This window comes from Neptuniibacter sp. QD34_54 (genome assembly GCF_047778055.1).
Taxonomy (GTDB): Bacteria; Pseudomonadota; Gammaproteobacteria; order Pseudomonadales; family Balneatricaceae; genus Neptuniibacter.
On sequence record NZ_CP180546.1, the window covers coordinates 1,567,868 to 1,582,041 of the forward strand.

Genomic DNA, 14,174 nt, shown 5'->3' on the forward strand with positions numbered 1-14,174 from the left:
GAAGCTGGTGTCATATACCAGCTTTAGTCATTGATCCTTGTCCCTATTAAACTTTATTCAATTTCCGCAACGTTGTTCATAGGCTCTTCGGATTTCAGATCAATCTCGCCAGTTAATTTTAAAATCTCTACACGGGTTAAATCCCGCATCTTGATGGCGCTTTGCCATGGAGAGACCCCTTCTTCTGGTGGTTCATAGATCGGCTTACCAATGGAGATAATGATATGCCCCCGTCTTGGGAACCAACTATCTGCGCGGAGTATATTTCGGCTTCCCCTTATTCCTATGGGTATAACGGGAAGCTTCTTCTGGCACGCAGTAATAAATGCTCCTAGGTGGAAGGAGCGCAGACCGGGAACACGGGAAAATGTACCCTCAGGGAAAAAGAACAAAGAGCGTTTTTCTATTGTGTCTTCCGAAAGCCTCGTGATATCCGCATATCCCTGTTCGGCGTTAAAGCGTTCTACAAACTCTACTCCGATCTTGTTAAGCAAAAAGGCCACCAGCTTATTGCTTTTTAATTCTGCTTTAGCCACAAAACGGACGGCTCTGGGCAGAAAACCAAGTATGAGATAGCCATCTAGATAACTGGCATGATTTGCTACAAAGACAGAAGGCTGCCCTTTAGCCGGTAGATTCTCCAGACCTTCTACCTTAACTTTGATTGTTGTCAGCATGCACATAAGTCGTATACAAAGGCTGAGTGCGTCCCAGCGAAGGTCCAGTTTTGAAAACAAAAGGGCGATGGGAGTGAACACTAATGCCAATGTAGTGAACACCAGCCAGCAGTAGCCAGCAAATGCATAATCCAGAACGTCTAAAAAGAAGCGTGTTAACTTACCGCGGATGGATGCCAGTCCGATCTTCAGCCATTGCAGCCGGATATTGCCAGTTCTTTTGCCTAACTGGTTTGATTCATATAGTGCTTTGCATGCTGCGCGGCGTACCTTGCCGCTGGATGTTTTTAATATTTGATTTGGGGCGACTAAGCAGATTTCATCTGCAGGCAAACCTAACAGATCTAAAGAGGCTTGATTGATTTTTGATCGGATGGCATTTAATGCGTCTGCAGCTTTTAAGCGTGTTTCAGCAACGATAATCAATCGCTCAGTACCAAATTCTTCGCTCTGACTACCAAATGCGACCACCCCACCTTTTCGCACGCCTTCTAGTTCTGAAACCACGTTCTCTAATTCCGATGGGTGGATGTTTCGGCCGGCCAGAATTATTAGATCTTTTTGCCTACCGGTAATGTAGAGCTCTCCGTCAACGATATATCCAAGATCTCCGGTTTCCAGCCAGTCTCCTTTAAATAAACCGGCTGTTTTTTCTGGGTTTCTATAATACCCAGAAGTTGCTGATGGACCTTTAAATTGTACATGTCCTTCCTGTCGATCAGGTAATTCCCGATTGCGACTATCTGCAACCCTAAGTTGGTGGCCAGGGATAACTTGGCCGCAGTTAACTATGGATATTGCTGATGGATCTGCTGAAGAAACGGGGTCTGCGTACCCTGTTAAGCTAAAGCGATCACGATTGATGCAGTCGAGTTTTGCCCCGCGTGCCAGTGGCGGAAAAGCCAGTCCAACACTGTTTTCAGCTAATCCATAAACAGGCATCATCGAACGGGCGGAAAAACCAAGGCAGGAAAAACGGTGACAAAATGTCTCAAGAGTCTGAGGGCTCACGGCTTCTGCGCCATTAAACGCGCAACGCCAACTGGATAGATCCAGATGTTGGTAGTCCTTGGGGTCAACGAGTCTACTGCAGTGCTCATAACCAAAATTTGGTGAGGCTGACAGAGTGCCGTGATAACGGTGAATCGCCTCCAACCAGCGTTGTGGACGGGCAATAAAACTCAATGGTGACATTATCACTAGGTGGGCGGAATGGTAGAGGCTGGCAAACCAAGCTCCTATCAGGCCCATATCATGGTAAAGGGGGAGCCAGCTGACAAATACATCATTGGCATCAGCCTGTACCGCTTCGCCCATTGCTCGGACATTCGCGAGAAGGTTGGCGTGGGTCAGGATTACGCCTTTCGGGGTGCCGGTGCTGCCGGAAGTGTACTGTAAGAAAGCAATATCCCGTGGGTGTATTTTTGGTAAGGTAAGTTCTCCTACATGCTGCTGCAGATTTTCAGGAGTGACCAAATGGTTTAGCGACGTCACCTGATTACGTAAAAGAGCTGCAAAAGGGAGCGCATCTTCAGGTGTAATCATTATCTCTGCACCACTGTTCCGAACAATACTGGCATGTCGGTTAAGGTGCTCTTCAATCTGACTTTTACGCCCCGGTGGGTAAATAGGGCAGGGAATACCCGCCGCATAGAGAATGCCAAAGAAGCAGTAGAAGTACTCGGCGCCAGTTGGCAACATTAATACAACGGGTGCCTGTGGTTGAAGTCCAAGTGCTTGCAAGCCTGCTGCAACTTTCAACGCTTCTGTTTTTAATTGTATGTAGCTAATTGTCTGCCCTTCACCTTCCGGATCGTACAAGGTGATATGAACTTGGTCAGGATGATGCTGATTTTGCCACTCCAACACATCTAGCAGGGTCTCTGCCAGCTCTGGGGCTATGCCGGTATCCTTCAGCTCTAGTTGTACTTGCTCTAATTCGGGTAGAGCGCAATTCTTAGTTCGAGCCTGAGAGTTTAAAATAGCGTTAAACAGGTCTCGTGGAGTATCCGCTCTATTAAGAAGGGATTCGGGTAGAGCAACCCTAAATTCTTGTTCCAGTCGCAGTAAAAGCTCTACCTTTCCAAGACTATCGAAAGAGAAATCTTGATCTAGAGAACTATCCAAATTTAATGTATTGGAAAAATGCTGATTTGGATGTAATTCAGCCGCAACCTGTTTCACTATATGCAAAACATGGAGTGCACTTTCCTGAGAGGTAGGCATTGGGTCAGTGGACAAAACGTTTGCCTGCAGTCAGGGGCCTGTAATTTATCGAGGCTAATTTTGGACAAGAAAAAGGGCAAATAAACGGGGACAGGTTCACGGTCCGCTCCGTTCATACAGATAAGTAAGCATGGATTCAAAGGTTAATATTTTGGTCAAGTCGGAGTCAGGAATCTGAAAACCTAACTTGTTACCCAGTGCTACGCATAAGCGCATGAAATCCATTGAATCCAGATCCAGTTCTTCGCGCATATCTTCTTGCTGATCCAGTAGATCTAGATCTGCTTCTGGCGCAAGTTCAAGAATCTCTTCCTGCAGAATTGTTTTTATCTGTTCTGTATTCATAGGTTCTCCGGTTTTTGTAATAGCTTGCCCAGTTGGTTGAGAAAACGAGCTCCTTGCCTGCCATCAGTGGCTCTATGGTCAGCAGCAAGCGAGGCGGTAACCAAAAGGCGAGGTTTGACCTCAGAGCCCACAACCCAAGGGCGAACAGTTGGCTTACCTATACCAATCAATGCGACTTGTGGTGGGTAGATGATGCCAAACAGCTTTTCTACACCGCGGTCACCCATGCTACTTAAGGTCGCAGTGGCTAAGGTCATCTCAGTTGAACGCAGGCCGCCATTTCGTACCCGGTCACTCAGATCTTTCAGCTGAGACATCATCTCAGCAGGTGCGAGCTGATCCGCGTTGAGGATCGCAGGTGATATAAGCCCGCCACTTCGGATAGAGATTCCTGTCGCTAAGTGAACTTCAGATGATTCTGAAAAATGACCATCTAAATAAAAACCATTAAATTCAGGCACTTTGCGCAGCGCTTTGGCTACAGCACAATGAAATAAAGCATTGAGTAGGATCTGCTGGTCTGGCGGTAGATCACGGTTAAATTCATGCACCCAGTCATCTGCCCGTTGCACATCAATTGTGGTTTCCAGATAGTAATGAGGGATCTCACGTTTGGATCGACTTAGTGCAGCAGCGATAGCCTCGCGCATTGAATCTTTGCTAGGTGAATGTGGTGTGTGATGAGCCTTTTTAATATCCCTAGACAGAATAGCGCCGGCTGGGCCACTACCTGTAACTTCGGTCAGGTTTATCCCTGCATGTTTAGCCAGATGTCGAGCATAGGGTGTTGCTGAATGTCTACTGAGGTTAGCGTAACTACTGGATGGTTGATGGCTACTAGTCTGTGGAACAGGTTGTGAGGGTTTTCGTTCAGTTTCAGTGGGTATGACAGGATCAGTTACTGCGTTAACGTCTATTTTCCCCGTTAGTCGTGCAATCGGAGTCCCTACTTGTACCGTTTGGTCTTCTGAAACTAGTAATTCCTCAACCTGACCATCGGTATAAGCTTCAAAGTCGATAGCACCTTTTTGAGTTTCAATAACGGCGATAACCTGACCCTTATTGATCTTATCTCCTGATTTAACTCGCCACTCCAAGATCAGGCCTTGATCCATATCAGCGCCAAATGAAGGCATAGTCAGCTCATAAACCGAATTACTCATACTATCCCCGGTAGCTGTCTGACAGCTTCAAGAATATCCTCTACCTGGGGTAGTGCTGCTTGCTCAAGATGTTCCGGGTAGGGGATAGGAACCTCCTGACTGCATACTCGGGTGACTGGAGCATCCAGCTGCCAGAATCCCTCCTCCATCAGCAGGGCGCTGATCTCTGCCGCCATCCCGCCAGTTTTCCAGCTTTCATCGATAATAACGGCTCTATGGGTTCGACTCAGACTTTCTAGCAACGTTTTTTTATCCAGCGGACGTAGACATCGAAGGTCGATAACCTCAGCATCAATGCCCTCTTTGAGTAGTGTCTCAGCAGCTTGCTGTGCTTTTGCCAGAGTACCGCCATAGGCAATTAAGCTCAGATCCTTTCCGGTTTTTCTGATAACTGCTTGCTCCATTGGAGGAGTCTTCTCGCGAGGTATAAGTTGATCTTCAATGTTGTATAACATCACGTGCTCAAAGATGATGACCGGGTCAGGATCATTCAGTGCCATCTGCAGCATATAGCGGGCATCGCTGACTGTAGCGGGGGTCAGCACTTTTAGTCCGGGTACATGTGCATACCAACATTCCAAGCTATGGGAGTGCTGAGCTGCCAGTTGGCGTCCAGCACCGCTGGCCATGCGGACTACCAACGGAACACTGAACTGCCCACCAGACATGTGCCGGATAGTAGCGGCGTTGTTTACGATCTGATCGAGCGCCAACAGACTGAAATTGACTGTCATCACCTCGATAATAGGGCGCATCCCTCCCAGTGCCGCGCCAATACCCGCACCGACAAATCCAGATTCGCACAGAGGTGTATCAATGACCCGCTCTTCACCAAATTGATCTATCAGTCCTTTAGAAACAGCGTAACAACCGCCGTAGCGACCAACATCTTCGCCCATGAGGAATACGGTAGGATCTTGTTCCATCGCTTCTCGCAGTGCCTCTCGTACCGCCTCACGATAACTCAGGGTTTGCGCAGGTTTAGTCATGATCAACCTCCGTATAAACATCTTTTAGCAGATCTGTGACAGGTTCCCATTCACCCTGATCTGCATCGCTTACGGCTTGGTCGATTTCTAGGTTTATCTTGTTTTTCAATAGATCGATGTCTTGCTTAGACAAATGATAGTTTTTTTCCATCCAGTCGCTGAGCTGTACCACCGGATCTTTACTGAGCCATTGTTCAACCTCTTCTTTACGACGGTATAGCTGAGTATCGAACATGGAGTGGCCTTTAAACCGATAGCAACGGCACTCTAAAAACTGTGGTCCCTGGCCCTGACGGATTGCCTCTAACGCTTGCTTTGCAGCAATTTCTACATCCACCACATTCATACCATCAACGCTCTGGGCAGGCATGCCGTAGCTGGCAGCCTTACGATAAAGCTCTGTTTCAGATTCGGAACGTTCGAGCGCTGTTCCCATGGCATATAAATTGTTTTCGCAAATAAACAGTACTGGCAATTGCCATAAGCACGCTAAATTCAGGCTTTCATGGAACTCACCTTCGGCAACAGCTCCCTCACCAAAAAAGCAGCAGGTAACACTGTCGTGTTGTAGTTTCTTGTCTGCCAGAGCTAATCCCACTGCTAAAGGGAGCCCACCTGCAACGATGGCGTTGCCACCATAAAAATTCAGCTCATCAGAGAACAGATGCATAGACCCGCCACGGCCGCGGCTGCAACCATTGGTTTTGCCGAACATCTCAGCCATCACTGCTGTCATCGACATACCTCGTGCGAGAGCATGGCCATGTTCACGATAGGTACATACCATCCGGTCAGCGTTTTGTAGTGACTGACACACGCCAACGGCTATCGCTTCCTCGCCTATATAGAGATGGAGGAAACCGCGGATTTTCTCTTGGGTATAGAGTTCAGCGCAGCGCTCTTCAAACAGCCTGATACGCAACATCTGGTACAGCAGCTGCGAGAGGTGCTCTTTACCAAGATGGATTTTTTTGTCTGGGGAAGTCATTTCTCATCGCTCTCAAGTGTGGATAGGTCGCCTTCCGGCAGCCCTAACTCTCTAGCTTTTAGCAGACGTCGCATGATCTTACCGCTACGTGTTTTTGGTAGATTTTCACGAAAGGAAATCTCTTTTGGTGCGACTGCTGCCCCAAGATATTTGCGAGCATGCCCCAACAGCGTTTTCCTCAGAGTTTCATCGGGGAGGTAGCCCGAATTGAGTGCCACGTAGGCTTTTATCATTTCGCCAACAATAGGATCAGGGATACCAATCACTGCAGCTTCAGCGACCGCTGGATGTTCAATCAGTACACTTTCCACTTCGAAGGGGCCAATCAGATGTCCCGCGGTTTTAATCACATCATCACTGCGCCCGACGAACCAGTAATAGCCATCGCTATCTCGTCGAGCCAAATCACCAGAGAGATACCACCCCTCTGAAAAACAGCTTTGGTAGCGATCTGGTTGATTAAGGTAAGCACGAAACATTGAGGCCCAGCCTGCCTTTATTGCTAGCTCGCCGGTGGTTTCCTGATCATTCAATAGCTGGATGCTGTTGTTAGCAGTCCGCTTTATCAGTGCGACTTCAAGCCCGGGGATTGGACGGCCCATCGAACCCGGTTTGATCGGCATAGCAGCATAATTGGAGATGACGATTCCACCTGTTTCGCTCTGCCACCAATTATCATGAAAGGGGATACCGAAAACCTTATTCCCCCAGATGACAGCCTCGGGGTTTAGGGGTTCTCCAACGCTGGCCATAAAGCGCAGTTGGCTGAGATCATATTTGAGCGGTAGCTGATCTCCGGCCTTCATTAGCATGCGTACCGCTGTAGGTGCGGTATACCAAACGCTGACACGCTCTTGCTCTAACAGCTGGTACCAGCGGGCAGGGTCAAATTCTGCTTCGTCAATTACCAGTGTTACGCCATGGCAAAGTGGAGCAATAATGCCATAGGAAATACCCGTTACCCAGCCGGGATCCGCAGTACACCAATAAATATCTTCAGGGTGCAGATCAAGCGCATAGTAGGCAGAAATAATGTGGTGCCGCACGGCGTTATGAACATGTACGGCGCCCTTTGGTTTACCAGTAGTGCCGCTGGTGAAGTGCAGTAGGGCCATATCATCTGGCGAGCTTGAGTAAACCGGAAAGTCTGGGTCAGCCTCGGCTAGCAATTTGCTTAGATCATGGCAGCCTTCAGGGGGCTCTCCTTTTACGTCCAGTAAGAGTACTTGAGGAGAAGGGGTTAATTCATTGATCCAGTGTTGAACCTTTTTCCGATACAGTCGCTCTGTTGTCACTAATACTGCTGCATCGCCAATCTCCATCCGTGAACGGATAGGTTCAGGTCCAAACGCGGAGAACAGTGGCGCAAAAACAGCACCAAACTTCAAACTGCCCAGTAATGAGATATAAATCTCAGGTGTTCTGCCAGCTAAGCCGAATACCCTGGCTCCCGGTTGAAGCTCAAGTCGCTGAAGTACACAAGCAAAGCGGCTGGTCGCTGCTGCCAGTTCGGCGTAGGTAAATGTCCTCAGTTGGTTTGTTTTACTATGCCATCTGAGAGCTATTTTATCGGCAAGGCCTTTATCTAGATGTCGATCCACCGCTTCGTAACAGATGTTAACCGCATTACCGGGTAGACCATCAATTTGGCAATTGGGTGAATCTGTTAGCTCTGTTGAGTATTCCCGCATATTAGGGGAGGGCACAACATTATCAGTATCCTTATCTATTACTAAACAAGCCATCCTTAACTCCTCGGCAACAGCGGCTAGTTCACTGCAGTTTTAAGGTCACTTTTAGGATAGTTGATATCCGCCTGGAAATGATGTTTTGTGCTCGAATGTTGAGACGAGTCAATAAATAGGCTTGGTTATTTAAAGAGGGCATCCATTAACTGTTTCCAGTTAACAGGGCGGTCGTGACTGTTAGTAGGCTTGAATAACGGGATTTGTCGCAGGGAAAGTGGTTTAGTAGTGCTAAGTTAAAGAGCATAAAACGAAAAAGGGCCTGATTTATCAGGCCATTTTTTATTGGTATCTATGAAGGCTGTTAAGCAACTTGAGCAGCCATCTTTTGGCTATCCATATACTCATCGAAAGTGCCGTGGAAATTGATCATCTGCTGATCTTTGATTTCGATAATATGCGTTGCTAGTGAGGATACAAATGCGCGGTCATGGCTAACGAAGATAAGCGTGCCATCAAAGCCTAGCAATGCATTGTTGAGCGCTTCGATCGCTTCCATATCCATGTGGTTGGTTGGCTCATCCATAATCAGGACGTTCAAATCCATCATCATCATTTTGCCGAACAGTAAGCGGTTTTTCTCACCACCGGAACAGACTTTAGCTTTCTTGTTAAAGTCGTCAGCCGTAAAGAGTAAGCGACCTAACATGGCACGAACTTTTAAGTCATCATGTTTAGGAGTACGCCACTGGGACATCCACTCAAATAGGGTTAGATCAGAATCAAAATCAGCACTGCTATCTTGCGGGCAATAACCAATGACCGCATTTTCAGACCATTTGATCGTACCTTCGTTTGCTTGCAATTCGTCCACTAGGCAGCGCAAGAAGGTGGTCTTACCGGCACCGTTCTCGCCGATAACAGCAAGCTTAGCTCCGGCCTCTAAGATCAAATTACCGTTTTCGAATAATTTGTTGTCTTCAAAACCGTGGCCGACATCTTCCAGAATCAGCGCCTGTCGATGCAGCTTTTTATCCTGCTTTAATGTGATGGATGGGATCTGACGGCTAGAGGTTTTAACTTCATCTAGCTCGATCTTCTCCATCTTTTTAGCACGAGAACTTGCTTGTTTTGCTTTGGAGGCATTGGCAGAAAAGCGATTTACAAACGCTTGTAGTTCATCCAGCTCAGCGCTCTTTTTAGCATTTTCAGTTAACAGCTGCTCACGGATCAAAGAGGAAGCTTCTAGGAAGTAATCATAGTTACCCGGATAGATTCTCAGCTCACCGTAATCGATATCCGCCATATGGGTACAAACAGCATTAAGGAAATGACGGTCGTGGGAGATAATGATCATAGTGCACTTGCGCTGGTTTAGAACTGACTCAAGCCAGCTAATCGTATGGATATCCAAGTTGTTGGTTGGTTCGTCCAACAGCAGAATATCTGGGTTAGCAAACAATGCTTGTGCTAATAACACACGTAGTTTCCAGCCCGGTGCTACCTGGCTCATCAAACCAAAATGATATTCTTCGGCAATACCTGCTTCCAGTAGGATATCGCCGGCACGACTTTCCGCCGTGTACCCATCCATCTCAGCAAATTCGCTTTCCAGATGGCCAACCTTCATGCCATCTTCTTCGGACATCTCCGGCAACGCATAAATACGATCGCGCTCCTGTTTGACCTTCCAAAGCTCAGTATCACCCATGATTACCGCATCGATAACCGTGTACTCTTCAAAGGCGAACTGATCCTGACTAAGCACACCCATCTTCTCACCCGGTGTGATAGACACATTGCCCGATGTCGGCACTAGGTCACCACTCAGAATCTTCATAAAAGTCGATTTGCCGCAGCCGTTAGCGCCAATCAAACCATAACGATTGCCGTTACCGAATTTAGCCGAAATATTTTCAAACAAAGGCTCAGCGCCAAACTGCATTGTAATGTTCGCAGAGGATATCAAGGGAGTGTCCTGAGGGTAAAAAAATTAGAAGATGTACAGCGGATTTAAAGGGCTGTTACAGAGGTGCGAACTCTACCAGAAAATGGCAGGGAATAGGGGGATTTCTTAGACTTAAATCGTTTAAAAAATAATCTGGGTGATTGCTTAGAATGCTTTAATTCTTTGATCCGTAGATTCGGTGCCTATTAGTCTTATTTTTTAAGCCTTACTAGTTATAAACGATGAGTATTTTCCAGTATTTCCATACTTTCTCACAGTAGTCTGAATAGCTACTCTCGTATATTCTATTGAGCTAAGTTTACGTACTTACAATTTGAGTACGATTTTATACACGACAAGGAGTGAGTGCGTGTCTATCCCTGATTTCCAATCCTGTATGCGACCACTTTTGGTAGCTATCGAAGACCAAAAAGTTCACGAGTTTAAAGATCGCATCGCTTGGGTTTGTAACTATCTAGAACTCTCGGAAGAGGATATTCGAGAAGTCCTTCCCTCTGGTAAACAAACTTATATAAAAAACCGCCTTGCTTGGGCACGCACTTATATGAATAAAGCGGGTTTAACCAAAGCGCCAGCCCGTGGACAGATTCAAATTACCGATCGTGGTTTGCAGGCGTTAAAAGAGTGTCCGCAAAGAGTCGATGTTCGGTACCTGCGTCAGTATCCAGAATTTGTCGAATTCCACAAAGTTAAAACCAATCCGAAAAATGCTAAGTCTACCAACGGTCTGTCAGATGTTGATGGGCAATTGGAACAGCAAACAACCGATACTGATCCTCAGGAACGGTTAGAAGAAGCCTACGCAGAAATCCAAAGCAGTCTCGCAGACGAACTACTGGAATCAGTTAAGCAACAATCACCGGACTTTCTAGAGCGCTTAGTTGTACAGCTTTTACAAGCGATGGGTTATGGCGGTTGGAGCGAAAGCTCTGGAGCTGCGACCCAATACACTGCAGATGGCGGTATCGATGGTGTTATTAATGAAGATCCCTTGGGTTTAGATACCATCTACCTGCAAGCAAAACGCTATACCGATAACAGTGTAGGCCGCCCAGATATCCAAGCTTTTGTTGGTGCGTTGGAGATGAAGCGCGCTCGTAAAGGAGTGTTTATTACCACCAGTCAGTTCAGTCGCGAAGCGCGTGAGTATTGCTCTTTAATTGAAAAGAAAGTCGTACTGATTGATGGCCGTAAACTTGCAGAACTGATGATCCAATATGGGTTAGGTGTTTCAACCAAACAAAACTACGAAGTTAAAGCGGTCGATACTGATTTCTTCACAGAATAGCGTAAGCTACGCCGAATAATATTTAAGTTGTATCAGCCACAATTTAGCGTGGCGATTAAGGTAAAGATTCCATGCTAACAGGCAAAATTCGTAATCAAATTGATCAGGTTTGGGAGATGTTCTGGACTGGTGGGGTGGCTAACCCTATCTCGGTAATTGAACAGATCTCTTACCTGCTGTTTATCCGTCGTCTGGATGAGCTGCAAAAAACCGCAGAGCGTAAAGCTCAAGCAACAGGCTTGCCGCTAAAGAATCCGGTTTTCACTGCGGATGAGCAAGTCCTACGCTGGAGTCATTTTAAAGATGCCGATCCAGATCAGATGTTTGAGATCGTTCGTGATCGGGTCTTCCCAAAGATCAAAAGCCTGCAAGACCAAGGTAGCTTTGCTGAGCATATGGCCGATGCCATCTTCATGATCCCTTCTGCAAAACTGTTGGATCAGGTGGTGCAGCTGCTCAGCGCCATCAATATGGATGATAAAGATACCAAAGGTGATCTTTACGAATACCTACTGAGCAAACTGCAACAGTCCGGTGTTAACGGTCAGTTCCGTACCCCGCGTAATATCATCAAAATGATGGTTGAGCTGATGCAGCCAAAACCGGGCGATACTATCTGTGATCCATCCTCCGGTACCTGTGGCTTTCTGATGGCCGCTGTGGAACACGTAGAACAGCATCACGCCGCAGAGATCAACAAGCCAGTAAACCGTGTACGCTTTGATAACGATATGTTTACCGGTTACGACTTTGATAAGCACATGCTGCGCATCGGCGCGATGAACATGATGTTGCACGGTATCGAAAACCCGGCTGTGCATTACCGTGACAGTTTGCAGGATCAAGGTGCGGATAATATCAGCGAAGAATTTAACCTGATCCTCGCCAACCCGCCGTTTAAAGGCGCGGTGGATTTCGATATCGTCTCTACCGATCTGCTACGCGCACTGGGTAAAACCCCGAAAAAGACTAAGCCAAGGCCGATCTTCAAAACCGAGATCGACGAAGAGGGCAATGAAGTTCAGGTTGAGGTGAAAAAGAAAGGCCCAACCGAAAAATCCGAGCTGCTATTCCTCGCCCTGATTTTGCGTATGCTAAAAACTGGTGGCCGTGCCGCCGTTATCGTGCCAGATGGCGTACTGTTTGGCTCCACCAAATCTCATAAGAAGATTCGCGAACGTATTGTTGATGAGCAAAAGCTTGAAGCCGTCATCTCACTGCCATCCGGAGTATTTAAGCCCTATGCCGGTGTCAGTACCGCAATTCTGATCTTTACCAAAACCAACTCCGGTGGCACCGATAAAGTCTGGTTCTACGATATGCAGGCCGATGGTTACTCACTGGACGATAAACGCACCCAACTATACAAAGAGGGCGAACAGCCCACCCACGAGCAGAGCAATATCGCCGATATTATTAGCCGCTTCCGTACTCTGAGTTTGGAAAACGGTGCCCCGAATACGCAAAGCCCGGAATACAGCCGCGCTAAGACCGAACAAAGCTTTATGGTGGATGTGGCGGATATTCAAAGCAATGACTACGACCTCAGCCTTAACCGCTATAAAGAGGTGGTTTACGAAGAGATTGAGTACGACGAACCGCAGGTGATTCTGCAACGAATTAAAACGCTGCAGGACAAGATGGCTAAGGGTGTGGCGGAGCTGGAGGGGTTGTTGTGAGCTGGCCCAATGTAAAGCTAGGAGACTTAGGTGTAATTTCTGCTGGGGGGACACCCTCAAGAAGTAAACCACAATATTGGGGTAATGGAATTAAGTGGCTTTCGATTAAGGACTATAAAGATTTTCAAGTGGTCGAGGAAACTACTGAACAAATAACTCAAGAAGGCTTAGATAATAGTTCGGCTAAGTTGTTTGAAGAAGGGAGCGTCATAATTTCAATATTTGCGACATTAGGGCGTGTAGCAATATTGGGCAAAACTATGACCACCAATCAGGCTATAGCTGGAATACAGTGTAATAAGCAGATAAATAATAAGTATCTCATGTACTGTTTGAAGTCTAAACTGCCAGAGATTGAGCGCCAGTCAGGCGGTGTAGCCCAAAAAAATATAAACCTCTCCATATTGAAGTCACTAGAGATCCCTCTTCCCCCACTAGAAACTCAAAAGCAGATTACGGCGGTACTGGAAAAATCCGATCAACTACGCAAAGACTGCAAGCAGATGGAGCAAGAGCTAAACAGCCTCGCTCAGTCTGTCTTTATCGATATGTTTGGTGATCTTAGAACAAATAGCTTATTCCCTAAAAAAGTTCGCTTTGACCAAGTTTTCCAAATAACCAGTAAGTTGGTAGATCCACAACTTACAGAAAATGAAAATTTGCCGCATATAGGACCAGAACATATAACAAAGAAGACTGGTCAAATTCTTCCCCATCAAACAGCAAAAGAAGATGGCTTAATTAGTGGGAAATTTAGATTCAACAAAGACTGCGTGCTATTTTCTAAGATTCGTCCCAACTTAAAAAAAACCGCGATACCAGACTTTTCTGGCCTATGTAGTGCAGACATGTACCCTCTCAATCCAATAGACGGTGTTTCTACAAGTGAGTTTATTTGGGGACTTATTCTATCACCTGCTTTCGATGGCTATCTTGAGCAGTTACCTAGCAGAGCGAATATTCCAAAAATAAACCGTAAAGAACTTGCAGCATTTGAATGTCATCTACCAGATTATGATCTTCAAGTTTCATATTCGAATAAATTAAATGCTATCAAGGTGCTAATTCAAGAGAATCAGAGCCAGCAGGTAGAAATTGAAAAAGGCTTTAATGCTCTGGTGCAACGTGCCTTCAAAGGCGAACTCAATCTAAACTAACCTGCGGC

General features: G+C 46.5%; 10 protein-coding genes. 3 read left to right on the forward strand and 7 right to left on the reverse strand.

Going from position 1 to position 14,174, the window contains the following annotated elements:
* Positions 1-53: 53 nt before the first annotated feature.
* From ACMXYP_RS07245 to ACMXYP_RS07275, 7 genes are all read right to left on the reverse strand, one after another.
* Positions 54-2,918 carry an AMP-binding protein gene (locus ACMXYP_RS07245; protein ID WP_415884341.1) on the reverse strand — a complete coding sequence of 955 codons (2,865 nt, stop codon included), beginning with the start codon at positions 2,916-2,918 and terminating at the stop codon, positions 54-56.
* 81 nt (positions 2,919-2,999) lie between these two features.
* Positions 3,000-3,248, reverse strand: coding sequence for an acyl carrier protein (locus ACMXYP_RS07250; RefSeq protein WP_415884342.1), 249 nt, complete (start codon positions 3,246-3,248; stop codon positions 3,000-3,002).
* Positions 3,245-4,411, reverse strand: coding sequence for a dihydrolipoamide acetyltransferase family protein (locus tag ACMXYP_RS07255; RefSeq protein WP_415884343.1), 1,167 nt, complete (start codon positions 4,409-4,411; stop codon positions 3,245-3,247). Before ACMXYP_RS07255 ends, ACMXYP_RS07250 begins: the two co-directional genes overlap by 4 nt.
* Positions 4,408-5,400: an alpha-ketoacid dehydrogenase subunit beta gene (locus ACMXYP_RS07260; protein ID WP_415884344.1), complete on the reverse strand. Its 993-nt coding sequence runs from the start codon at positions 5,398-5,400 to the stop codon at positions 4,408-4,410. Before ACMXYP_RS07260 ends, ACMXYP_RS07255 begins: the two co-directional genes overlap by 4 nt.
* Positions 5,393-6,388 carry a pyruvate dehydrogenase (acetyl-transferring) E1 component subunit alpha gene (gene pdhA, locus ACMXYP_RS07265; RefSeq protein ID WP_415884345.1) on the reverse strand — a complete coding sequence of 332 codons (996 nt, stop codon included), beginning with the start codon at positions 6,386-6,388 and terminating at the stop codon, positions 5,393-5,395. Before pdhA ends, ACMXYP_RS07260 begins: the two co-directional genes overlap by 8 nt.
* Positions 6,385-8,133 (reverse strand): acetate--CoA ligase, encoded by a 1,749-nt coding sequence (gene acsA / locus ACMXYP_RS07270; RefSeq protein WP_415884346.1) that lies wholly within the window; start codon positions 8,131-8,133, stop codon positions 6,385-6,387. The genes pdhA and acsA overlap by 4 nt, the downstream gene beginning before the upstream one ends.
* Positions 8,134-8,437: 304 nt before the next feature.
* On the reverse strand, positions 8,438-10,042 hold the full coding sequence (locus ACMXYP_RS07275; protein ID WP_415884347.1) for an ABC-F family ATPase: 1,605 nt from the start codon (positions 10,040-10,042) through the stop codon (positions 8,438-8,440).
* 349 nt (positions 10,043-10,391) lie between these two features.
* Between ACMXYP_RS07275 and ACMXYP_RS07280 the strand changes: the two genes are divergently transcribed.
* From ACMXYP_RS07280 to ACMXYP_RS07290, 3 genes are all read left to right on the forward strand, one after another.
* Positions 10,392-11,330 (forward strand): restriction endonuclease, encoded by a 939-nt coding sequence (locus tag ACMXYP_RS07280; protein ID WP_415884348.1) that lies wholly within the window; start codon positions 10,392-10,394, stop codon positions 11,328-11,330.
* Positions 11,331-11,401: 71 nt separating this feature from the next.
* A complete protein-coding gene (locus ACMXYP_RS07285; protein ID WP_415884349.1) occupies positions 11,402-13,009 on the forward strand; it encodes a type I restriction-modification system subunit M in 1,608 nt (535 codons plus the stop codon).
* Positions 13,006-14,166 carry a restriction endonuclease subunit S gene (locus tag ACMXYP_RS07290; RefSeq protein ID WP_415884350.1) on the forward strand — a complete coding sequence of 387 codons (1,161 nt, stop codon included), beginning with the start codon at positions 13,006-13,008 and terminating at the stop codon, positions 14,164-14,166. Before ACMXYP_RS07285 ends, ACMXYP_RS07290 begins: the two co-directional genes overlap by 4 nt.
* Positions 14,167-14,174 lie beyond the last annotated feature (8 nt).